General features: G+C 60.0%; 18 protein-coding genes. 6 read left to right on the top strand and 12 right to left on the bottom strand.

The annotated features are described in order from the left end of the window. Positions 1–145 precede the first annotated feature (145 nt). Both BLU78_RS13015 and BLU78_RS13010 read left to right on the top strand, forming a co-directional pair. A complete protein-coding gene (locus tag BLU78_RS13015; protein ID WP_010261123.1) occupies positions 146–547 on the top strand; it encodes a YybH family protein in 402 nt (133 codons plus the stop codon). A gap of 14 nt (positions 548–561) precedes the next feature. Continuing rightward, on the top strand, positions 562–1,389 hold the full coding sequence (locus tag BLU78_RS13010; RefSeq protein WP_010261119.1) for a formamidopyrimidine-DNA glycosylase: 828 nt from the start codon (positions 562–564) through the stop codon (positions 1,387–1,389). A gap of 92 nt (positions 1,390–1,481) precedes the next feature. On the opposite strand, the gene BLU78_RS13005 is transcribed toward BLU78_RS13010, so the two are convergent. From BLU78_RS13005 to BLU78_RS12970, 8 genes are all read right to left on the bottom strand, one after another. Continuing rightward, positions 1,482–2,288, bottom strand: coding sequence for a M48 family metallopeptidase (locus BLU78_RS13005; protein WP_010261114.1), 807 nt, complete (start codon positions 2,286–2,288; stop codon positions 1,482–1,484). Between the two features lie 126 nt (positions 2,289–2,414). Beyond that, complete coding sequence (locus tag BLU78_RS13000; protein ID WP_010261113.1) at positions 2,415–3,653, bottom strand: alkaline phosphatase family protein; 1,239 nt, start codon at positions 3,651–3,653, stop codon at positions 2,415–2,417. 160 nt (positions 3,654–3,813) lie between these two features. Next, complete coding sequence (locus BLU78_RS12995; protein WP_010261110.1) at positions 3,814–5,133, bottom strand: acetyl-CoA hydrolase/transferase family protein; 1,320 nt, start codon at positions 5,131–5,133, stop codon at positions 3,814–3,816. 40 nt (positions 5,134–5,173) lie between these two features. After that, positions 5,174–8,110, bottom strand: a complete 2,937-nt coding sequence (infB, locus tag BLU78_RS12990) for a translation initiation factor IF-2 (protein ID WP_010261108.1) — start codon at positions 8,108–8,110, stop codon at positions 5,174–5,176. A gap of 33 nt (positions 8,111–8,143) precedes the next feature. Next, positions 8,144–9,373, bottom strand: a complete 1,230-nt coding sequence (gene nusA, locus BLU78_RS12985) for a transcription termination factor NusA (RefSeq protein ID WP_010261107.1) — start codon at positions 9,371–9,373, stop codon at positions 8,144–8,146. 30 nt (positions 9,374–9,403) lie between these two features. Next, positions 9,404–9,871: a ribosome assembly cofactor RimP gene (gene rimP / locus BLU78_RS12980; RefSeq protein WP_010261106.1), complete on the bottom strand. Its 468-nt coding sequence runs from the start codon at positions 9,869–9,871 to the stop codon at positions 9,404–9,406. 126 nt (positions 9,872–9,997) lie between these two features. Next, positions 9,998–10,792 carry an acyl-ACP--UDP-N-acetylglucosamine O-acyltransferase gene (lpxA, locus tag BLU78_RS12975; RefSeq protein WP_010261104.1) on the bottom strand — a complete coding sequence of 265 codons (795 nt, stop codon included), beginning with the start codon at positions 10,790–10,792 and terminating at the stop codon, positions 9,998–10,000. 3 nt (positions 10,793–10,795) lie between these two features. After that, positions 10,796–12,187, bottom strand: a complete 1,392-nt coding sequence (locus BLU78_RS12970) for a bifunctional UDP-3-O-[3-hydroxymyristoyl] N-acetylglucosamine deacetylase/3-hydroxyacyl-ACP dehydratase (RefSeq protein WP_010261102.1) — start codon at positions 12,185–12,187, stop codon at positions 10,796–10,798. 153 nt (positions 12,188–12,340) lie between these two features. Here BLU78_RS12970 and BLU78_RS12965 point away from each other — a divergent pair, with 153 nt between their 5' ends. The 4 genes from BLU78_RS12965 (at position 12,341) to BLU78_RS12950 (ending at position 16,303) form a co-directional block, all read left to right on the top strand. Beyond that, entirely contained in the window at positions 12,341–13,144 is an 804-nt protein-coding gene (locus BLU78_RS12965; RefSeq protein WP_176791141.1) for an energy transducer TonB family protein, read from the top strand. 658 nt (positions 13,145–13,802) lie between these two features. Beyond that, positions 13,803–14,189, top strand: a complete 387-nt coding sequence (locus BLU78_RS12960) for a hypothetical protein (RefSeq protein WP_010261100.1) — start codon at positions 13,803–13,805, stop codon at positions 14,187–14,189. A gap of 83 nt (positions 14,190–14,272) precedes the next feature. Further along, positions 14,273–14,797: a hypothetical protein gene (locus BLU78_RS12955; protein WP_020693554.1), complete on the top strand. Its 525-nt coding sequence runs from the start codon at positions 14,273–14,275 to the stop codon at positions 14,795–14,797. Positions 14,798–14,806: 9 nt separating this feature from the next. After that, complete coding sequence (locus BLU78_RS12950; protein ID WP_044106313.1) at positions 14,807–16,303, top strand: potassium/proton antiporter; 1,497 nt, start codon at positions 14,807–14,809, stop codon at positions 16,301–16,303. Positions 16,304–16,371: 68 nt separating this feature from the next. Here the strand turns inward: BLU78_RS12950 and xylE are convergent, their stop codons facing one another. The 4 genes from xylE to BLU78_RS12930 form a co-directional block, all read right to left on the bottom strand. Next, on the bottom strand, positions 16,372–17,799 hold the full coding sequence (xylE, locus tag BLU78_RS12945; protein WP_010261093.1) for a D-xylose transporter XylE: 1,428 nt from the start codon (positions 17,797–17,799) through the stop codon (positions 16,372–16,374). A 235-nt stretch (positions 17,800–18,034) separates the two neighbouring features. Further along, complete coding sequence (gene xylA, locus BLU78_RS12940; RefSeq protein WP_010261090.1) at positions 18,035–19,348, bottom strand: xylose isomerase; 1,314 nt, start codon at positions 19,346–19,348, stop codon at positions 18,035–18,037. Between the two features lie 20 nt (positions 19,349–19,368). Further along, positions 19,369–20,853, bottom strand: coding sequence for a xylulokinase (locus BLU78_RS12935; RefSeq protein ID WP_010261089.1), 1,485 nt, complete (start codon positions 20,851–20,853; stop codon positions 19,369–19,371). A 1-nt stretch (position 20,854) separates the two neighbouring features. Further along, positions 20,855–21,601 (bottom strand): NUDIX hydrolase, encoded by a 747-nt coding sequence (locus BLU78_RS12930; protein WP_019150967.1) that lies wholly within the window; start codon positions 21,599–21,601, stop codon positions 20,855–20,857. Positions 21,602–21,743: the final 142 nt, after the last annotated feature.

The raw sequence follows: 21,743 nt of genomic DNA, 5'->3' as shown, positions 1-21,743 counted from the left end.
TCACTTACGCCGATGGTACTGCGGTTTTCCCGTGGGAGAGTAGGTAGCCGCCTCTTCAAGCCGGATCCTAATAAAGGGTCCGGCTTTCTTTTTGTGCCCGGAGGTTGGGGAATCCGGATTATTCTTGCTATATTGACGCCGATAGATGTTGACTATGAAAGATACCGAAGCGATCAGGGCCGCGATTATAGCACTGGAAAAGCATGCCTTGGAGTTGTGGAACGATGGTGATCCGGATGGGTTTATAGCTTTGTCATCCGACGATGTGGTGTATATGGACCCGGCTTTGGAACATAAGCTTACGGGCAAAGAGGCCCTGAAAGCCTATTACGATCCGATTCGGGGGAAGATCAAAATCTCGGAGTATAGGATGATCGATCCGATCGTGCAGTTGACGGCCGATGCCGCCGTCCTGACCTATGATTATGAGGTGCACCGGGACGGATGTATATTTCGAATGAACTGTACGGAAGTTTACCGGACTAATCCCTCTAGACAGTGGGAAATTATCCACACCCATTGGTCTTTTTTCCAGCCTGCCAAATAACCCTTTTTCAGACGATGATCGAAATTCCCGAATCGCAGACCGTGGCGCGGCAAGTCCGCGAAACGCTGGCTGGCCGTACCGTTACCGGTGTGTTCAACGCCACGCATCCCCATAAATTCACCTGGTATACGGGTGATCCGCTCGAATATCCGATGCTGCTGACCGGTCGGAAGATTGTCGGGGCCGAGGGTTGCGGGGCATTTATCGATGTGCTGTTGGAGAACGACATGCACCTGGCTCTTTCCGACGGCGTGATCCTGCGGCTTTACGGATGCGAGGACCCGATTCCGGCGAAATACCAGTTGCTCGTTACCCTCGATGACGGGAGTTTTTTGGTGTGTACGGTGGCGATGTACGGCGGGATCAATGCCTTTCCGGGCAAGTTGGACAATCCGTATTACCAGGGTGCCCGGACGAAATGTTCACCGCTGGAGGAGCGGTTCGACGCCGGTTATTTCAGCCGGCTTTGGGCCGCGTCGAAGCGGAACCTCTCGGCAAAGGCATTCCTGGCCACGGAACAACGGATTCCGGGGCTCGGGAACGGAGTTTTGCAGGATATCCTGTTCCGGGCGGGGATTCATCCCAAACGCAAACTCTCCACGCTGGGGGATGCCGATGCGGAGCGGCTTTTCAGGACGCTGAAAAGCGTGCTGCGGGAGATGACCGACCGCGGCGGGCGCGATACCGAGAAGGACCTCTTCGGGAAACCGGGCGGATATGCCGTACAACTCTCGCGCAACACCTGCGCGGAACCGTGTCCGGTTTGCGGCGGACCGATCGTGAAGGAGGCTTATCTGGGCGGCGCCGTCTACTATTGCCCCGGCTGTCAGCCGTTGAAATAGGTGATTGAGAACCTGTATACGAAAAAACATCCGGAATCATCCGGATGTTTCGTGAAAACAGGTGGCCGCGGTCGTACAGAACCGCCGTTCAATTACTGCTGTGCGGCGGTGTAGGCGTCGGCCTTCTCCTTCATGGCGGCTGCACGTTTCTCGCTGTCGGGGTGCGAGGAGAACATCTTCTGCACGGTGGAGGCTTTGGCGCCTTGCGACAGCTCGACCAGTTTGTTCAGCGAATTGGCCATGCCGTAGGGGCTGAACCCGTGTTTCACGGCGAATTCGAAGCCGTACGCGTCAGCGGCATACTCCTGTTTCTGCGAGAATTGTGCGTCGGTGAAGGCCGTTACGACCTCTCCCAGCTGCGAATCGCTGAGTTTGGCCAGCGTGCTGCCCTCGGCGGCTCCGGCGGCGTTGCGCGCTGCGGAGGCGAGGTAGGCGTTCTTCATCGCATGCTTCGTGTCGGCGTGCACCACATGGCCGATTTCATGGCCGATGATCGACATCAGCTCGTCGTCGTCCATCAGGTCCATCAGGGCCGCGAAGACCCGGATCGAACCGTCGCCGCAGGCAAAAGCGTTGACGTCGGTCACGAGGTAGACTTTGAAGTTGAGCGGCAGGCCGTCGACTTTGGTGATGCCTTGGGTGAGCCGTTTGAGGCGTGCGCCGTAACTCGTCGAGTCGTCCGCCACGGGGTTGTTGGCGTCCATCCACTCGACCGATTCGCGGCTCAGGCGGGCGATGTCGTCGTCGCTGAGCGTGATGGCCTTGGCGACGTCCTTGCCGGCGCTGAGGAGCTTTCCGGTATTGAGTTTCTTACCGCCGATTTTGAGCTGGGCGGAAGCGCCCGTCGGGTATGCCGCAACGAGGAGTGCGGCTGCAAGCAAATAGAAAAGTTTGTTCATGGTGTATTACGTTTGGTGGCACAAAGATACGAATAAGCCGAATACAAAAGCAAACTTGTTTGCGATTTTGTTAAGGCGGAGTATCTTCGGCGAAGCCAGATATGCGAACCCATCCGGATTCCGGAGCTATTTTTCGCGGAACATATGTTTTACATCGCGCCAGTCGCCGTCGTTCGGGGCCGGTTCGACGCCCAGCAGTCGGCAGAGGATGAGGTAGATGTTCTGGTTCCGGAACGACTGTTGGCGGAATCCTTCGCGGAAGGCCGGCCCCGTACCGTAAAAGACCATGTGCATCGTGCGGTCGGCGTTGTCGAAACCGTGCGTGCCGCGTTTCCGGACCGGGCGGTCTGCGGGCGAATAATCGAGGGTCCAGCCGGTTTCGGGGATCAGGACCAGGTTCGTGAGGCGCGACGGATGCCGGCCGTAGTGGAAGCGGCGGGGCATCTTCCCGCGTTCCCAGGCTTTGACGCGGCCCGTGGCGCGCAGCCTGCGGAGCGCTTCGCGGACGTACTCCCTGCGGACCTCGATGCCGAATGGGGTGCCGGGGACGGTGCGGACGATCTGTGTGGAGTCGAGCACACCGTAGAGGTTCAGGTAGCGCTCGGGCGAGAGCCCGGCCATGCCATGATCCGCGGTGACGATGAAGTTGATGCGGTCGAAGACCGGCGAACGGCGGACTTCGCGGAAGAAATAGCGCAGCACGGAGTCGATGCGTTCGGCCTGCGCCACGGCTTCGGGCGACTCGGGACCGTAGGTGTGCATCGCGGCGTCAGGCTGTTCGAAATACCACATCACCAACTCCGGAATCTCGGCTTCGGGGCGCGTCAGGGCGTCGATCACCCAGTCGGCGCGTTCGTAGTAGGAGGGCTTCGGGGAATAGCGGGTCCAGACCGTCGCCTGGCGTCCGTTCACGGGAACGTCGCTGCCGGGCCACATGAAGATATTGGCCGTGAGCCCCTGCCGTTCGACGGTGTTCCAGATCGGTTCACCGCCCCAGAATCCCGGTGTTTTGACATCTTCGGCGTCGAAGACCGAGAGCTGACGGCCCTGCATCTTGTCGAAAAAGGCGTTGTTGACCACGCCGTGGTGGTCGGGATGGAGTCCCGTTGCCATGGAGTAGTGGCTCGGAAAGGTGTTCGACGGATAGACCGGGAATACCTCGGCGTAGGTGCCGACCCGCGCCAGCGAATCCAGCGTCGGGGTGTGGCTGCGGCCTGCGAGATCCCAGCGGAAAGCGTCCATCGAGAGTATGACGGCATATTGCTTCTTCCCGGGGGCTGCGGAAGCGGGGTAGCTGCCCGCATGGCGGGAGGCGGCGCAGCCCGTGAGGGCGAGGAGCAGGAGGAAGAGGAGCGGTCTTTTCATGGGTCGGTGTATTTTATAGTATAAAGATACGAAAAGAAAAAGCGAGTTCAAAACCGGATTGCGTCTGGTCCGGCAAAACTTTCCGCCTTCCTGAAAGTGCCGTTACGGCACAAAAAAGCGCCCTCAGAGAACGAGGGCGCTTCGAATCTTCTCCGGGTTATTATCCCATGTATCCTTTGATGTAGTGGTGGTGCGATCCCCAGCGCTCGAAAGCGGCGCGGTCGAGTTCCTCCCGAGCCGAGGGATGCGCCACGCTGATGAGCAGGCGGGCACGCTCCTGCAGGGTCTTGCCGTAGAGGTCCACGGCGCCGAACTCCGTTACGAACCAGTGGATGTGGTTGCGGGTCGTCACCACGCCGGCGCCGTCGAGCAGCGTCGGGCAGATCTTCGATACGCCCTTGTTGGTGATCGAAGGCATGGCGATGATGGCCTTGCCGCCCTTCGACAGCGAAGCGCCGTAGACGAAGTCGATCTGACCGCCTACGCCCGACCAGAATTTCGTGCCCAGCGAGTCGGCGCACACCTGGCCCGTCAGGTCGACCTGCAGGGCCGAGTTGATGGCCACGAAGCGGTCGTTCTGCGAAATGATGTAGGGATCGTTCGTATAGCCCACGTCCATCATCAGCACGCCGGGGTTGTCGTCGATGAAGTCGTAGACGCGCTGCGAACCCATCAGGAAGGTCGAAACCATCTTGCCCGGGTCGGTCTTCTTGGCTTCGCCGTTGATGACGCCCTTCTCCACCAGCGGCAGCACGCCGTCGGCGAACATTTCGGTGTGGATACCCAGATTCTTGTGGCCTCCCAGCTGGCTGAGCACGGCGTTCGGAATGGCTCCGATACCCATCTGCAGCGTTGCACCGTCTTCGATCAGGGCTGCGCAGTTCCGTCCGATGGCCGTTTCCACCTCGTTAGGCTCCGAGAACTTGGCCTCGATCAGCGGGGTGTCGTCCTGCACGAACAGGTCGATCTTCGACAGCGGGATCATCGCCTGTCCGAAAGCGCGGGGAACGTATTTGTTCACCACGGCAATCACGTAGTCGGCGCATTCCACAGCGGCCAGCGTAGCGTCGACCGACGTACCCAGCGACACGTAACCGTGCTTGTCGGGCGGGCAGACCTGGATCATAGCCACGTTGCACGGAACGGCGCCGCAGCGGTAGAGGCGCTGGGTCTCGCTCAGGAAGATGGGAATGTAGTCGGCATAACCGCTCTGCGTCACCTTGCGGACGTTCGAGCCCACGAAGAACGAGTCGAGCTGGAACACGCCCTCGAATTTGGGATCGGCATAAGGCGCCGGGCCCTCGGTGTGCAGGTGGTGGATATGCACGTCTTTCAGTTCGCCGGCTTCGCCGCGCCTGCACATCGCGTTGATCAGGCATTGGGGAGCCGATGCCACCGAGCTCAGATGCACGTGATCTCCCGATTTGATAACCTTGACGGCCTCCTCGGGCGTGATGAAATGGATGGGTTTAGTAGTCATTACTGCCAATAAATTGTAAGTAGTTGATTTTTTTTATGTGTTATTTACGTTTCACTTCTACCTGTTCGTAGCCCTCGACGATGTCGCCGACGCGGATGTCGTTGAACGATTCGATGTTCAGACCGCAGTCCTGTCCGACCACGACCTCCTTCACGTCGTCCTTGAAGCGCTTGAGCGAACCCAGCTTGCCCGTGTAGATCACGATACCGTCGCGGATGACGCGGATCGGTGTCGATCGCTGCAGCTTGCCTTCGCGGACCATACATCCGGCCACGGTTCCGACCTTGGTGATCTTGAAGATTTCGAGCACCTCGACCGAAGCCACGATCTCCTCCTTCATCACCGGCTCCAACATACCCTCGATGGCATCCTTGATGTCGTTGATGGCGTCGTAGATGATCGAGTAGAGACGGATTTCGATCTCCTCTTTCTCGGCCAGCCTGCGCGCCGAAGCCGACGGGCGCACCTGGAAGCCGACGATGATGGCGTTCGAAGCGGCGGCCAGCAGGACGTCCGACTCCGAAATCTGACCCACGGCGGCGTGGATGACGTTGACCTGCACGGTCTCTTTCGAGAGTTTGATGAGCGATCCGGACATAGCCTCGATCGATCCGTCCACGTCGCCCTTGACGATGATGTTCAGCTCCTTGAACGAGCCGATGGCGATGCGGCGGCCGATCTCGTCGAGCGTCACGTGCTTCTGGGTCATGATGCCCTGCATGCGGGCCAGCTGTTCGCGCTTGTTGGCGATCTCGCGCGCCGAGCGGTCGTCGTCCATGACGTTGAACGTGTCGCCGGCCTGCGGGGCGCCGTTCAGGCCCAACACCTGTACGGGTGTCGAGGGACCTGCCGTTTCCACCTTCTTGCCGTTCTCGTTGAACATGGCTTTCACGCGGCCCGTGTAGGTTCCCGAGAGGATCACGTCGCCGACGCGGAGCGTTCCGCTCTGCACCAGGATCGTCGAGACATAGCCGCGGCCCTTGTCGAGCGTCGACTCGATCACCGTACCCTGCGCCTTCTTGTTGGGATTGGCTTTCAGGTCGAGCATCTCGGCTTCCAGCAGCACCTTTTCGAGCAGTTTGTCGAGGTTGATGCCCTTTTTGGCCGAGACCTCCTGGTCCTGGTATTTACCGCCCCACGACTCCACGAGGTAGTTCATCTGCGAGAGCTGCTCCTTGATGTGGTCAGGGTTGGCGTTGGGTTTGTCGATCTTGTTGATGGCGAAGACCATCGGCACGCCGGCGGCCTGCGCGTGGTTGATCGCCTCGACGGTCTGCGGCATGACGCTGTCGTCGGCCGCGACGATGATGATGGCGACGTCCGTGACAGCGGCGCCGCGCGCACGCATGGCCGTAAAGGCTTCGTGGCCCGGGGTGTCGAGGAACGTGATCTTCTGTCCGTTCAGCACCACGCTGTAAGCTCCGATGTGCTGGGTGATACCGCCGGCCTCGCCCTCGATGACGTTGGTCTTGCGGATGTTGTCCAGCAGCGAGGTCTTACCGTGGTCGACGTGTCCCATGACCGTCACGATCGGCGGACGCGGAACCAAATCCTCCTCCTTGTCCTCGCTTTCGTCGGCGATGGCCTCCTGAATCTCCACGGAGACGAATTCGGTCTTGTAGCCGAACTCCTCGGCGACGACCACGAGCGCCTCGGCGTCGAGACGCTGGTTGATCGACACCATCAGTCCGAGGTTCATGCAGGCCATGATGACCTCCGTCGGCGGGACGTTCATCATCGTAGCCAGCTCGCTGACGGTCACGAACTCCGTGACTTTGAGCGTCGAACGCTCCATTTCCTCGCGTTCGTATTCCTCGTTCATGCGCTCGGCCACGGCGTCGCGCTTGTCCTTGCGGTATTTCGAACTCTTGCTCTTGGAACCCTTGGCCGTCAGGCGCGCCAGGGTGTCCTTTACCTGCTTCGAAACCTCCTCGTCGCTCACTTCGGGGCGCACGATCGGTTTGGGGGCGTTTTTGCCTTTGTTGCGGCGTCCTTCGCCCGGACGGGGCTGGTTGTTCTGTCCGCCCTGTCCGTTGCGGTTCTGGCCCTGTCCGCCCGGACGGTTGTTCTGACCGCTCTGGCCGCCCTGTCCCTGGCGGTTGCCGCCGCCCTGCGCATTGCCTTTCGGGGCCTTGCTGACGTCGACCTTCTCCTTTTGGAGACGTTTGCGCTTGTGCTTGCCGCCGGCGACGAAGCCCGACACGTCCATCGTGCCGAGCACCTGCGGACCCGTGAGGGTCACGGTCTCCGGGCGGAAAATATTATCTTTCGGAGCCTCGGCCTTCGGGGCTTCCGGAGCGGGGGCCGCTTCGGGAGCGGAGGCCGGAGCTGCCGGTTTGGGAGCTTCGGGAGCTTTGGGAGCTTCCGCCTTGGGCTGCGGAGCCGGAGCGGGTGCTTCGGCCTTCACTTCGGGAGCCGGTGCCGGAGTCGCCGGTTTGGGCGCTTCGGGGGCTTTGGGAGCCGTTTCCGCCTTGGGCTGCGGAGCCGGAGCGGGCGCTTCGGCCTTCACCTCGGGTGCCGGGGCAGGCGCCGGAGCGACGGGCTTCGGAGTTTCGGGAGCCTTCGGGGCCTCCTCCGCCCTGGGCTGCGGAGCCGGTGCGGCCTTGGGCTTGGGTTTGGGCGAAAGGTCGATCTTGCCGAGGAATTTCGGCTGCTGGATCTCGTCCTTTACGCTGATGACATTGCTTTTGATGACAACCTCTTTTTCTTCCTCGCGCTCCTGCTTTTTGGCTTCTTCGAGGGTAATGGTCGTCTGCTTCAGGGAGATGCGTTCACGGATCGAGTCGCGTGCGCCGGCAGCGCTGCGGTTGGCCCCGAACTCTTTCTCCAGAACGGCATAAGTGTCCGAGTCGACCAGTGTGTTGGGCGACCCGTCGCTTTTGATGCCCTTCTTCTGCAGGAAATCCGTGATCGTGTTCAGACCGACGTTGAACTCCTTTGCAACCTGAATGAGCCTTAATTTTCTTTCGTTACCCATATTTTGTCTGTTTCTCTTTTTTTGCGGTTTGGATTATTCGAACTCGGCCTTCAGGATGTCGACGACCTTCTGCGCCTGCTCTATCTCGAGGTCGGCGCGGGCGGCGACCTCCTCGACGGACAGTTCCAGCACGCTCTTGGCGGTGTCGCAGCCGGCGGTCTTCAGGGCGTCGATGATCCATCCGTCGATCTCGTCGGCGAATTCGGTCAGCGCCACGTCTTCCTCTTCAACCTCCCGGTAGACGTCGATGTCATAACCCGTAAGCATCTTCGAAAGACGGATGTTGAGACCACCCTTGCCGATGGCCAGCGACACCTGGTCGGGCTTGAGGTAGACCGAAGCGGTCATCTTCTCCTCGTCGATGGTGATTGACGAAACCTTGGCGGGGTTGAGCGAGCGCTGGATCATCAGCGACGGGTTGGCCGTGTAGTTCACCACGTCGATATTCTCGTTGCGGAGCTCCTTGACGATCGAGTAGATGCGCGAACCCTTCATGCCGACGCAGGCTCCCACCGGGTCGATGCGCTCGTCGTAGGACTCCACGGCGACCTTGGCGCGCTCGCCCGGGATGCGGACGATCTTCTTGATGGTGATGAGCCCGTCGAAAATTTCGGGAACCTCCTGCTCGAACAGCCGCTCGAGGAACTGGTTGGCCGTGCGCGACAGGATGATGCGCGGCTGGTTGTTGTTCATCTCCACCGACTTGACAATGGCTTTGATGGTGTCGCCCTTGCGGTAGAAGTCGTTGGGTATCTGCTCGGCCTTGGGGAGAATCAGTTCGTTCTCCTCGTCGTCGAGGATCAGCACCTCTTTTTTCCAAACCTGATACACCTCGCCCGTGACGATGTCGCCGACCTTCTCCGAGTATTTCTCGTAGAGGCTGGCTTTCTCCAGATCGAGGATGCGCGACGCGAGGTTCTGGCGCAGCGACAACACGGCGCGGCGTCCGAACGATTGCAGCTTGATCTCATCGGCATAGTCGTCGCCGATCTCATAGGTCGGGTCGATGGCCTTCACCTCCGACACGGCGATCTGCGTGTTGGGGTCTTCGACAGCTCCGTCCTCGACGACCGTGCGGTTGCGCCAGATCTCGAGGTCGCCCTTCTCGGGGTTGATGATGACGTCGAAATTCTCGTCCGTTTCATACTGCTTCTGCAACGCATGGCGGAAGACGTCCTCCAGTACGCCGATCATCGTCGATTTGTCGATGTTCTTCAGCTCTTTGAACTCGGCAAAGTTGCTGATGAGATTGAGATTGTCCATTGTGTCGTTATCTTGTTTTTTAGTTTTGTCCTATTTGAAATCCAGCCACTCCTTCGTCGATTTGATCTCGGCGAAAGGGTAGGTGCGGGTGACCGTCACCAGCTGCTTCTTCTTTTTGCCCTCGACGGCCTGTTTCTCCTCGTAGGAGAGGGTGATGTCGTTTTCCGACACCCCGTCCAGTTTGGCCAGTATTTTGATGCCGCTCGTGAGCAGCACCTCCACCGACCGGCCGACGAGTTTGCGGTATTGGCGCAGGCTGCGCAACTCCGATCCGATGCCCGCCGACATGACCGTCAGCGAGAAATCCTCCTCCTCACGGTCGAGTTCCGCCTCCACGGCGCGGCTCAGTTCCGCGCAGGCGTCGATGCCCACCGACGTGTCGCTGTCGATCGTCAATTCGATCTCGTTGCCCGGCGTGGCGGTGCACTCCACCACGAACAGGTCCGTGCCTTCCAGGTGCCGCCGGGCTGTTTCGATTATTTTTTTTGTATCCGTCATATCGCTGAATAGCTCATGCATAAGTATAAAATAAGGGGACTGACCGTCCCCTTACCTCCTGCATCTGTCTTTCGACACCGCAAATATAGTGAAAAAAATCGATATACCAATATTTAAAGGCAAAATTTACTCCTCTTTCGATTTGGATTCGTAGGGTTTGATGATTCCGCGCTTCGAGGTGCGGATGAATTCGATCAGCGCGTCGCGTTCGGGACTTTGCGGAACCTGCTTCTCGACTTCGTCGCAGCCGTTCAGGTAGTTCAGGCCGCTCTGGAAGAGGATGCGGCAGGCGTCGTGGATCTCGGCGATGCGCTCGGGCGTGAAGCCGCGGCGCGAAAGTCCGATCTTGTTGATGCCCGCGAAGCGCAGCGTGTCGTTGCGCACGATGACGTAGGGCGGGAGGTCCTGTCCCAGCAGCGCCCCGCCCTGGATCATCGAGTGTGCCCCGATGTGGGTCCACTGGTGTACGGCGGCATGGCCTCCGATCACCACCCAGTCGCCGATGTGGACCTCTCCTGCGAGTGATACGCGGTTGGCGATCACGCAGTTGCTACCGATGATGCAGTCGTGTCCGACGTGCGTGTAGGCCATCAGCAGGTTGTTCGAGCCGATGCGCGTGGTGCCCGTCGAAGCGGTTCCGCGGCTGATCGTCACATACTCGCGGATGTCGTTGTCGTCGCCGATCTCGCAGGTCGTGATTTCACCGGCGAATTTCAGGTCTTGCGGCAGGCACGAAACCGATGCGGCGGTGTGGATGCGGCAACGGTTGCCGATGCGCGCGCCGTCGTGGATCACGGCTCCGGGGCCGATCCAGCAGTCGTCGCCGATCACGACGTCGCCGGCGATATAGGCGAAAGGTTCCACCGTGGCATTGGCCCCGATCTTCGCGTCGGGGTGGATGTAGGCAAGGTTGCTTATCATGTCTTACTTTTTGTTTTTGACTACCTGCGCCATCATCACGGCCTCGCAGGCAAGCGTTTCGCCGACGAACGCCTTGCCCTCGACCACGGCGACGCCGCGGCGGATGGGTTCCAGCAGGTGGATTTCGAACTGCAGCGTATCGCCCGGCACGACTTTGCGTTTGAATTTCACGCCGTCGATCTTCATGAAGTACGTCGAGTAGTTCTCGGGGTCTTCCACGCCGCCCAGCACCAGAATGCCGCTGCACTGCGCCATGGCCTCGACGATCAGCACGCCCGGCATCACCGGCTCCTCGGGGAAGTGGCCCACGAAGAACGGCTCGTTCATCGTCACGTTCTTAATGCCCGCCACGTCGGTTTCGTCGCGGTGGAAGATGCGGTCCACCAGCAGGAACGGCGGACGGTGGGGCAGCATCTTGCGGATGTCGTTGATGTCGTACAGCGCCGGTTTGCGGCAGTCGTAGGTGAAGCGGGGCTTCTCGCCGGCCTTGCGGATGGCGTGTTTGAGCTGCTTCATGAACTCCGTGTTGGCGAAATGGCCCGGGCGGGTGGCCCAGACGCGGCCTTTGATCCGCACGCCCAGCAGGGCGAAGTCGCCCAGCAGGTCGAGCAGTTTGTGGCGCGCCAGCTCGTTGTTGCAGCGCAGTTCGAGGTTGTTCAGGTAGCCCGCTTTGATCTCGATGTCGGGCTTGTCGAAAATCTTTTTGAGGTTCTCCAGCTGCTCGTCGGGCACGGGATTCTCGACCACCACGATGGCGTTGTCGAGGTCGCCGCCTTTGATGAGGTTCATCTTCATCAGCGGTTCCAGTTCGTGCAGGAAGACGAACGTGCGGCAGGGCGCGATCTTGCCGGCGAAATCGTCGCCGGGGTTGAAGGTGGCGTACTGGTTGCCGATGACCTTCGAGTTGTAGTCCACATGCACCGAGACGGAAAATTCGTCGTCGGGGTAGAGGATGATCGCCACGCCCTTTTCGGGGATCGTGTAGACCATCTTCTCGGTCACGTGGTAGAACGCGCGTTCGGCGTCTTGGTCCACCAGTCCCGTTTCGGCCACGGCCCGGGCGTATTCACGGGCCGATCCGTCGAGGATCGGGGTTTCGGGGGCATCGATATCTATGATGGCGTTGTCCACGCCCAGCGTCCAGAGCGCCGACATGATGTGTTCGATGGTCGAAACGCGGTGGCCGCCGGCTTCGATGGTCGTGCCGCGCGAGGTGTCCACGACATGATCGCACAAGGCGGGGATTATGGGCTGTCCCTCGATATCGGTGCGGCGGAATACGATGCCGGTGCCGGCTTCGGCGGGATTGACGGTCATGGTTACTTTCACGCCCGAATGAAGGCCCTTGCCCGAGAACGAGATCGGAGCCTTCAGCGTTTGTTGTTTGGTAGACATAAGCGGAATTTCTTGTATATTTCGCGCAAAGATAATACAAGTCGGGCTCAATACCAAATTTATTCGGGATTGCCGAAGCGCAGTTTATTTTGTGTGAAAAAATTAAAATTTCAGTAAAAAGCCTTATTTTTGCTCAAAATTCCGAACGACACGATGACCGAGAATCCGCGTGACAGCAACCCCCGGGCCCCTCGCCGGCCCCGGCTCCGACTTCCCTTCGACAACCGCAGGGAGGATGCCGGAACGTGGGCTTACGACCACCGCATCGGGCTGTGCGTCACGCTGATAGCCTATTTGTTGCTGATGATCGTCTTCGTCTCGTCGAAGATCGTCGTGGGGGCCCGTTCCCACCAGCAGGGAATGTATATCGACCTGCAGTCGCTCGCCGAATTGGAGCAGGAAAAGGCCCGTCTCGAACGTGAGGTGCGGGAGCGTCAGGCGCAGGAGGAGATCGACTGGCGGAGCATCCGCAACCAGGCGTCGAACGAAAACGCCCTCAATGAGCAGCTCCGGGACGACCGCGGGACCAATGCCGCGGCGCTGAACCAGGCGGCCGCCGAGGCCGAAGCGCGGATGCAGGCCAACCGCGAGGCTTATGAGCAGGGGTTGGCCGAGGAGCGTGCGATCCGCGAACGCCGCGGCAGGGAGGACGGTTCGGAGCATCAGGACCGCAAGGTCAAAGGGCGCGTTACGGTCTCCTTTTCGTTGACGAATCCCGTTCGCACGTCGCGTTGGCTGGAGGTTCCGGCCTACCTGTGCGAAGGCGGCGGCGATGTGGAGGTGTCGATCACGGTGGACCGTGCCGGCAAGGTCGTCGGCGCGCGTGTCACCGGGGGCGGCGACGAGTGCATGCGCGAATCGGCGCTGCGGGCGGCCCGCAGTTCGCTGTTCAACATCGACGAGACGGCTCCCGCCAAGCAGACCGGAACGATCACTTACATCTTCATTCCCCAATAGTTTTCGATTTTCACGGGCACCTTTCGCCCTGTCTTGTCCGGCCCGAACGGGAGCGCAGAATGGGATGATTCGTGCGGTGACTGTCTATCGCTCCCCAATCCCGGCTCTTAGCCGGGCGAATGGGGCGTATTGTTATACTACCCATCCGTGTCGGGCTTCGTTTAAGCGCAAATCTGCTCCTCTAAAATCAAAAACGGGTGCAGAAAGGAGTCGGGCTGTTCATGTTACACGCTTTTGCCGTCATTGCGAGGCATCACCCGCTTAAGAAGCGGGTTTTAGGGTGCGACGGTTGCTTCAGAACACTCTCGTCCGGTTCTGCGCTTTCACCGTCATTGCGAGTCATCACCCGCTTAAGAAGCGGGTTTTAGGGTGCGACGGTTGTTTCAGAACACTCTCGTTCGGTTCCGCGCTTTCACCGTCATTGCGAGGCATCACAGTGGCAATCTGACTGGACGTTGTGGCCTTACAACGCTGCTATCGGATTCCCACGCTCACGTTCGTTCGCTCGGAATGACCTGTTGCCGCCCCTAAATTCCGGCTAAGAGCCGGGCGGGGAGTCGGTAATTTTGGCCCTTTTATGAACTTTTCCGCCCAGGGCCGCGGATTTCTCCGGGAAAAAATGTAACTTTGCATCTGACCGGATTCTCCGTAATAACTTATGCGCAAACTGTTTTTCATATTGCTGGCCCTGGCGGGTTGCCTGCTCTTTTCGGAGAGCCGGGGCGACGTGCGTGCCGTAGGGGCTGCCCGTACAGCGGTACTTTCGGTCGGCAATGCGCCCGCCGACCAGTGGCAGTGCGAGCGCATCTGCAATTCGGACCTGAACCAACCCCGTGTTCTCCGGGAGGCGGAAGCCTCCCCGGCCGCACCCATGTTCCAGCGCGGAAGCCTCCATACGGCGGCACGCGCTGCATTGCGTTGCGTCGCGTTGTGCGGCGGCACGGGAGTTGCCAAACTTATTTCAACGTACCAATCCAATGATCTCTCCGTCGGCCCGCATGCCGTGGACTATTATGTCTACCGCCTGCGCCGGCTCATTATTTAGCGGTTCGTGTTTCCCGAACGGTCTCTCCGGCAGGGGTGGCTGTTCCCTTAATTGAAATATGGACGTTTGATAATGAGAGAGATATGGATAAGATTAAAATTTGCGAGGCGATGTACGCCTTGCCCGGGGAGGTCGTGGTTCGTCGCCGCAAATCCCTTTTGATTCCCGCCGTGCTGCTTGTGGCCGGCGTGGCAATGCTGGTTCTGAACAACATTTACGGCGCCGGGCTGTCGAACAACATGCGCTCGGCGCTGGTGTTCCTCGGCGGGGCGCTGGCTTTGGCGGGGATGATTACCCTTGCAGCGCGGTTTTTCAGCGCCGAGGGAGCCCCTTATTACCGTGCGGGGCGCCGTTACCTGCGCTACGACGAGCTCTATTTTGAGCGCGGATTGTCCGCAGAGGTAAAGGAGTGTATCGCGCGGGGCGATGCCGGGCGGCTTTTCTCCCTGCCCCATGCACAGGTTCCCGCCGTGGCCGTGGCCGTTTACCGGACGCCCGACAACCGCTTTGCGGCCATGCAGGCGTTCGAGTACACCGACCTGGAGTACCGGCCGCTGACCGAACTGCGCATTGCCGACGGGCAGGAATTGCAAACGGCTAAAAACTAAATATAGAGAATGGTAAACATCAGTGGTGAAAATGTAGTATTGGTCGGCGCTCTGCTGCTCTTCGTGGCGGTGATGGCCGGTAAGGTCGCCTATCGTTTCGGCGCCCCGGCGTTGCTGCTCTTCCTGGGAGTGGGCATGTTGTTCGGTCTGGACTTTATCTCGTATCGTTCGGTCGACATGACGCAGTTCGTGGGCATGATCGCCCTCTGCATCATCCTCTTCACGGGCGGTATGGATACCTCCTTCCAGGAGATCAAACCCATCATCGGGCCCGGCGTCGTGCTGGCCACGGTGGGGGTGGTGATGACGGCCATGGTGCTGGCGGGCTTCGTCTGGCTCATCGCGCCGTGGATCGGATTGCAGATCTCCTTCCCGCTGGCCCTGCTGCTTGCCTCCACGATGTCTTCGACCGACTCCGCGTCGGTGTTCTCCATTCTGCGAAGTAAGAAACAGGGGCTCAAACAACACCTCCGCCCGTTGTTGGAGCTGGAGAGCGGCTCGAACGACCCGATGGCCTACATGCTGACAATCCTGCTGATCGGTGTGGTGACGAACTCCTCCGGCGATGTCAGCATGGGCATGAGCATCGTCTATTTCGTGATCCAGATGATCGTCGGAGCCTTGTCGGGCTACCTGATCGGCCGGCTGGCGGTGTGGACGATCAACAAGATCAACCTGGCCAACCATTCGCTCTATTCGGTGCTGCTGCTGGCTTTCATCTTCTTCGCATTCGCTTTCACCGATCTCGTCAAAGGCAACGGCTATCTGGCCGTTTACCTGGCGGGTCTGGTCGTCGGCAATCACAAACTGACGCAGAAGCGGTCTTTGACGGTCTTTTTCGACGGTTTTACCTGGTTGATGCAGATCGTGATGTTCCTCACGCTGGGACTTTTCGTCAACAGCATGGAGTTGTTCCGGCCCGAGGTGCTGATTCTGGGTTGTGCCGTCGGTGCGTTCATGATCCTCGTGGCGCGTCCCGTCACGGTCTTCGCGTGCCTGCTGCCTTTCCGGCGCTTCACCACCAAGGCGCGGCTTTACATCTCGTGGGTGGGGCTGCGCGGCGCCGTGCCGATCCTCTTTGCCATCTATCCGATGATGGCGAACGTCGAGCAGGCCGGGCTGCTGTTCAACGTGGTCTTCCTTTCGACGATCATTTCGCTCGTGGTGCAGGGCACCACCGTAAGCGGTATGGCCAACCTGCTGGGACTGGCCTACGAAGAGCGGGAGTCGGCGTTCAGCGTCGATATTCACGAGGACATGAAGTCGGTGCTTACGGAGGTCGAGGTCAACGAGTCGATGCTCGACACCGGACATACGCTCAAAGACATCACCCTGCCCGAGAATACGCTGGTGATGATGGTTTGCCGCGAGGGCGAGTATTTCGTGCCGCAGGGCAAGACGGAACTGCACTTGGGCGACAAGCTGCTGGTCATTTCGGACCGCAGCGAGGAGCTCGAAACCACCTATAAGGACATGGGCATCGACGATGTGATGAAATTGGGCTGACGTTTCGGCAAAATGCAAAAAAGGTTCCTGCCAAAGCAGGAACCTTTTTTCGTTTGGGGCCGGGGTGTTTACCGGCCGTTTTTCTTCCACAGGGTAGACATCTCCTCGAGGGTCTTTCCCTTGGTTTCGGGAACCCACCGCCAGACGAAGATCGCCGAGGCGAGCGACATCAGCGCATAGATGCAGTAGGTGCCGCCGACGCTCCAGGCGCTCAGCGACGGGAAGGTCGCCGACACGAGGAAGTTCGAGATCCACTGCGCCGCTACGGCGATGGCCACGGCCTGCGAACGGATGGTGTTGGGGAAGATCTCCGAGATGAGCACCCAGCAGATCGGGCCCCACGACATCATGAACGACGCGGTGTAGATGATGATGAAGACGAGCGCCGCAATACCGATCGTGTCGGTGAACGACAGCGCCGCGAGGGCGGCCATGCCGATCATCATGCCCGTCGAGCCGATGATGAGCAGCGGCTTGCGGCCCACTTTGTCGACGGTGAAGATCGCCACGACGGTGAAGAGGATGTTGACGATGCCCATGACGACAGTCTGGAGCATCGACGCGTCGCCCGAAGCGCCCATGTTCTCGAAGATGCGCGGGGCGTAGTAGAGCACGACGTTGATGCCGATGGCCTGCTGGAAGAATGACAGCAGGATGCCGATCAGGATCACGGCCGTGCCGTAGGCGAAGAGTTTTTCGCGCTTTTCGTGCACCGTGGATTTGATGTCGGCGAGGATTGAGCGGGCTTCGGACGTGCCGTTGATACGTTCGAGCACGGCGAAAGCCTTGGCGTCGTTGCCCCGGAGTGCCAGGAACCGCGGGGTCTCGGGCACGAGCATGATCAGCAGGAAGAAGGCGCCTGCCGGGAAGGCTTCGGAGAGGAACATCCGGCGCCAGCCGATCTGAACCATCGCCGCCTGGATCGCTTCGCCCGTATCGCCGAGGTGGTTGCGGATCAGGTAGTTGACAAAGTAGACGACCAGCATGCCGAAGATGATGGCGAACTGGTTGCACGAAACGAGCGTGCCGCGGATCTTCGCCGGGGAAATTTCGGCGATATACATCGGGCAGACGGCCGAGGCGAGTCCGACGCCGATGCCGCCGATGACGCGGTAGATGTTGAACGACACCAGCAGCGGGAGCGAAGCCTCGCCGTAGGGGAGGATGCCGCTCTCGGGCCACCACGAGCCGACGGCCGAGATGAAAAAGAGCACCGCCGCCATGACGAGCGATCGTTTGCGTCCGAAGCGCGAGGCCAGCAGGCCCGAGATCGCACCGCCGATGACGCAGCCGATCAGCGCGCTCGAAGCGGTGAAGCCGTGCATCCACGACGTGTAGGTGAAGTCTGCGGCGCTCCGGAAGAACTGGTCGAGCGCCTGTTCGGCGCCCGACACGACGGCCGTGTCGTAACCGAAGAGCAGTCCGCCGATGATCGCCACCAGTACGATGGAGAAGAGGTAGGCGCGGCTGCCGGTTTGTTGGTTTGAAGTAGTCATCAGGTTGTTGTTTTATTTTTTAGCGTGGTCCCTTGCTCCGGTCGGTCGCAGTCGCCGCCTTCGGCGTCGTTTACAAGTCTGACCCCACCCCGGCTAAGAGCCGGGCTTCAGGGGCGGTGCATGGGTTCGGCCTTCCAATCCGGTTCTGCGCTTCCACCACTTAAAAGCCGTTTTTTAAACGGCCCTCGGGAGGGGCTTGGCCTGCGGAGTCGGAATTGCAAACGCAGGGCCGCGTTTAGATATACATATTTACGATCGCTTCGTAAAGCTCCTGCTTGCCGCTCTGCTGCACGGGTTCGTGCTTGCGGGCGTAGTCGGCGGCCTGCTCGAGCGTGAGTTTGCCCTCTTCGAAGGCTTTGCCCTCGCCCTTGTCGTAGGAGGCGTAACGCTCGGCGAGCATCTTCTCGTAGGGCGAGTTGTCGAGGATGTCGGCGGCGATCAGCAGCGCGCGGGCCATCACGTCCATTGCGGCGATGTGGGCGATGAAGATATCCTCGAGGTCCGTCGAGTTGCGGCGGGTTTTGGCGTCGAAGTTCGTGCCGCCGCCCTGGAGACCGCCGCCGCGGACGATGACCATCATGGCCTGTACCATTTCGTAAAGGTCGATCGGGAACTGGTCGGTGTCCCAGCCGTTCTGGTAATCGCCGCGGTTGGCGTCGATCGAACCCAGCATGCCGGCGTCGACGGCGCACTGAAGCTCGTGTTCGAAGGTGTGGCCGGCCAGCGTGGCGTGGTTGACTTCGATGTTGACTTTGAAATCCTTGTCGAGACCGTGGGCGCGCAGGAATCCGATCACGGTCTCCGTGTCGACGTCGTACTGGTGCTTCATCGGCTCCATCGGCTTGGGCTCGATCAGGAAGTTGCCTTTGAAGCCCTTCGAACGGGCATAGTCGCGGGCCATGCGGAGCATCGTGGCCATGTGCTCCTTTTCGCGCTTCATGTCGGTGTTCAGCAGCGACATGTAACCTTCGCGGCCGCCCCAGAAGACGTAGTTCTCGCCGCCCAGCTCGATCGTGGCGTCGATGGCGTTTTTGATTTGCAGCATGGCGCGGGCCGCGGCGTCGAAGTCGGGGTTGGTCGAGGCGCCGTTCATGTAGCGGGCGTGTCCGAAGACGTTGGCCGTGCCCCACAGCAGTTTGATGCCGGTCTCGGCCTGTTTCTGCTTGGCGTAGGCGACGATTTCGCGGAGGTTCTGCTCATACTCCTCGGTCGTTGCGGCCTCGTCCACGAGGTCCACGTCGTGGAAACAGTAGTATTCAATGCCCATCTTCTGCATGAACTCGAAGCCTGCGTCCATCTTGGCCTTGGCGCGCTCGACGGGGCATGCCGCCGCGTTCCACGGGAAGGTCTTGGTGCCGCCGCCGAACTGGTCGCCGCCCTCGGCGCAGAGGGTGTGCCACCATGCCATCGAGAATTTGAACCAATCCTTCATTTTTTTGCCCTTCACGACCTTTTCGGGATCGTAGTAGCGGAAAGCCATCGGGTTTTTCGAATCCTTGCCTTCGAATTTGATCTTTTCCACCGAGGGAAAGTAGTTTGTTGTTGCCATGATTTTGTCGTTTTTTTGGTTTATTTGTTGAGTTTCGATTCGATTTCTGCGACCCACGCGCGGTATCCCGCTTCGAGGGCTTCGCGGTCGGCCTCGACGGGTTCCACGACCTCCAGCCGGCGGAGCGAGGCGAAAGCCTCTTCGCGCGTCTTGTAAAGCCCCGCGCCCAACGCCGCACCGCGTGCCGCACCCAGCGCACCGTCGGTGTTGAACAGCTCGATGCGGGCCCCGGTGAGCGTTGAAAGCGTCTGCCGGAACAGCGGCGAGAGGAACAGATTGGCCTGTCCGGCGCGGATGACGTCGGGCGAGAGCCCCAGCCCCCGCATGATGTCGATGCCGTAGCGGAACGAGTAGGCGATGCCCTCCTGCGCGGCGCGGAGGATGTGGGCCGTGGTGTGGCGGTTGAGGTCGATGTTGACGATCCCGGCCCCCGTGCAGCGGTTTTCGAGCACGCGCTCGGCGCCGTTGCCGAACGGAACGACCAGCAGTCCTTCGGAACCGGCCGGGACGCTTGCGGCCAGGCGGTTCATCTCGGCGTAATCCATTGTCTGCTGCGTGACGTTGCGGCGTATCCACGAGTTCATGATGCCCGTGCCGTTGATGCAGAGCAGGATACCGTAACGCGGTTTCCCGGGCGTGTGGTTGACGTGGACGAACGTATTGACGCGCGACTGCGGGTCGGCCTTCGGGGTGTCCGTGACGCCGTAGACCACGCCGCTCGTGCCGCCCGTCGCGGCGATCTCGCCCGCCTCCATGACGTTGAGCGAGAAGGCGTTGTTGGGCTGGTCGCCTGCGCGGTAGGAGATGGGCGTGCCGGTCGGGATGCCCAGTTCGCGTTCCGTTGCGGCGTCGGTGTGCGCCTGAATGCCGATCGAAACGTCGGCGTCGGGGATCATCTCCGGCGGGATGCCGTACCGGTCGGCCACGAAGTCCGCGCGGCGTTCCTCTTTGAAATCCCAGAGTATCTGCTCCGAGAGTCCGCTGACGGAGGTGGACATCCGTCCCGAAAGACGGTAGGCGATGTAGTCGCCCGGGAGCATGAACTTATGGATTTTCGCAAAGATCTCGGGTTCGTTGCGCTTCACCCACGCCAGTTTCGACGCCGTGAAGTTGCCCGGCGAGTTAAGGGTGTGTTCCAGGCAGAACTCCCGGCCGATGCTTTCGAGGGCTTCGGCGCCGATCCCGATGGCCCGGGAGTCGCACCAGATGATTGACTTGCGCAGCGGTTCGCCCTTCTCGGAGAGCGCCACGAGTCCGTGCATCTGGTAGGTGATGCCGATGGCCGCCACCTCGCGCATGGGATGTTTCACGGCGATCTGCCGGATGCCTTCGCGGACGTAGTGCCACCACATTTCGGGGTCCTGCTCGGCCCAGCCGCTTCGGAGCGCCTCGATGGGCATTTCCGCCGCAGGGTTGGTGGCCGAAGCCACGCATTCGCCCGTCGGGATGTCCAGCAGCGACACTTTGACCGACGAGGAACCTATGTCTATGCCTAAAGTTTTCATGTCAATATCTCCAGTTGTTTATGAATCCCAGTTTCAGTTTGTCTTTCAGGGCCTTTTTGTAGGCGTTCTTGTTAAAGGTGTAGTATTGTGCGGGTTTGTGGGCCACGCCCTGCTCCTTTTCGGCGGTGGGGGTCAGGAAACCCGAGGCCAGGATCTTCTTGCGGAAGTTGCGGTTGTCGATTTCGATGCCCAGCACGGCGCTGTAAAGGTTCTGCAACGCCCGGATCGTGAATTTGCGCGGCAGCAGCTCGAAGGCCACCGGCGATTGCAGCATCTCGCGGCACAGCACCGTGAGGGCTGCCGAAAGGATTGCCTTGTGGTCCATGGCCAGCCGTTGAATCGAATCCACGTCGACCCATTGGGCCCCTTTGGCCGTCGTGTAGGCGATGGTGCGGCTGTCGAGCTTCACCAGCGCATAGTAACCGACGGTGACCACGCGGTCGGTCTGGATGCCGTGGTAGCGGTTGATCCACTCCAACTCCTCGCCGGCCACGCGCTTGGGGTCGGAGAAGATGTCCATCTGTTTCAGGTAGACGTTTTTGAGTCCCGTGGCCTCTTCGAGGACGCGGTAGGCGGCTTCGGGCAGCGTCTCGTTTTCGAGAATCATGGCTCCCGGCAGTTTGAGCTTGTCGAGACGCGTGTCGGGTTTGTAGTAGCGCCGTTCGATGAGCAGCACTTTGAGCGATTTTCCGTTGAAACCGAAGACGGCACAGTCGACCGACAGCGATTGGTTCATCTGAATAGACATGGTCGCGGGTTTAGGTTACGATTGTAAAATTACCCATTCGGCAGGGTAAATCCAAACTTATCGTCTTTCGTACGCTAACTATGCCGCTGCAAAGCGCCTGCCAGAAAGGCTGAGGGGCGATTATGAGGCGGCCGTGTTAGGT

It is taken from the genome of Alistipes timonensis JC136, from assembly GCF_900107675.1.
Classification (GTDB): Bacteria; Bacteroidota; Bacteroidia; order Bacteroidales; family Rikenellaceae; genus Alistipes; species Alistipes timonensis.
Note: the sequence above shows the minus strand (reverse complement) of the source record. Positions and strands in the feature narration are given on the sequence as shown.

Excerpts from the sequence above, each read along its gene's own strand:
- BLU78_RS13015 (WP_010261123.1), top strand. The coding sequence starts at position 146 with ATGTTGACTATGAAAGATACCGAAGCGATCAGGGCCGCGATTATAGCA.
- BLU78_RS13010 (WP_010261119.1), top strand. The coding sequence starts at position 562 with ATGATCGAAATTCCCGAATCGCAGACCGTGGCGCGGCAAGTCCGCGAA.
- BLU78_RS13005 (WP_010261114.1), bottom strand. The coding sequence starts at position 2,288 with ATGAACAAACTTTTCTATTTGCTTGCAGCCGCACTCCTCGTTGCGGCA.
- BLU78_RS13000 (WP_010261113.1), bottom strand. The coding sequence starts at position 3,653 with ATGAAAAGACCGCTCCTCTTCCTCCTGCTCCTCGCCCTCACGGGCTGC.
- BLU78_RS12995 (WP_010261110.1), bottom strand. The coding sequence starts at position 5,133 with ATGACTACTAAACCCATCCATTTCATCACGCCCGAGGAGGCCGTCAAG.
- infB (WP_010261108.1), bottom strand. The coding sequence starts at position 8,110 with ATGGGTAACGAAAGAAAATTAAGGCTCATTCAGGTTGCAAAGGAGTTC.
- nusA (WP_010261107.1), bottom strand. The coding sequence starts at position 9,373 with ATGGACAATCTCAATCTCATCAGCAACTTTGCCGAGTTCAAAGAGCTG.
- rimP (WP_010261106.1), bottom strand. The coding sequence starts at position 9,871 with ATGACGGATACAAAAAAAATAATCGAAACAGCCCGGCGGCACCTGGAA.
- lpxA (WP_010261104.1), bottom strand. The coding sequence starts at position 10,792 with ATGATAAGCAACCTTGCCTACATCCACCCCGACGCGAAGATCGGGGCC.
- BLU78_RS12970 (WP_010261102.1), bottom strand. The coding sequence starts at position 12,187 with ATGTCTACCAAACAACAAACGCTGAAGGCTCCGATCTCGTTCTCGGGC.
- BLU78_RS12965 (WP_176791141.1), top strand. The coding sequence starts at position 12,341 with ATGACCGAGAATCCGCGTGACAGCAACCCCCGGGCCCCTCGCCGGCCC.
- BLU78_RS12960 (WP_010261100.1), top strand. The coding sequence starts at position 13,803 with ATGCGCAAACTGTTTTTCATATTGCTGGCCCTGGCGGGTTGCCTGCTC.
- BLU78_RS12955 (WP_020693554.1), top strand. The coding sequence starts at position 14,273 with ATGGATAAGATTAAAATTTGCGAGGCGATGTACGCCTTGCCCGGGGAG.
- BLU78_RS12950 (WP_044106313.1), top strand. The coding sequence starts at position 14,807 with ATGGTAAACATCAGTGGTGAAAATGTAGTATTGGTCGGCGCTCTGCTG.
- xylE (WP_010261093.1), bottom strand. The coding sequence starts at position 17,799 with ATGACTACTTCAAACCAACAAACCGGCAGCCGCGCCTACCTCTTCTCC.
- xylA (WP_010261090.1), bottom strand. The coding sequence starts at position 19,348 with ATGGCAACAACAAACTACTTTCCCTCGGTGGAAAAGATCAAATTCGAA.
- BLU78_RS12935 (WP_010261089.1), bottom strand. The coding sequence starts at position 20,853 with ATGAAAACTTTAGGCATAGACATAGGTTCCTCGTCGGTCAAAGTGTCG.
- BLU78_RS12930 (WP_019150967.1), bottom strand. The coding sequence starts at position 21,601 with ATGTCTATTCAGATGAACCAATCGCTGTCGGTCGACTGTGCCGTCTTC.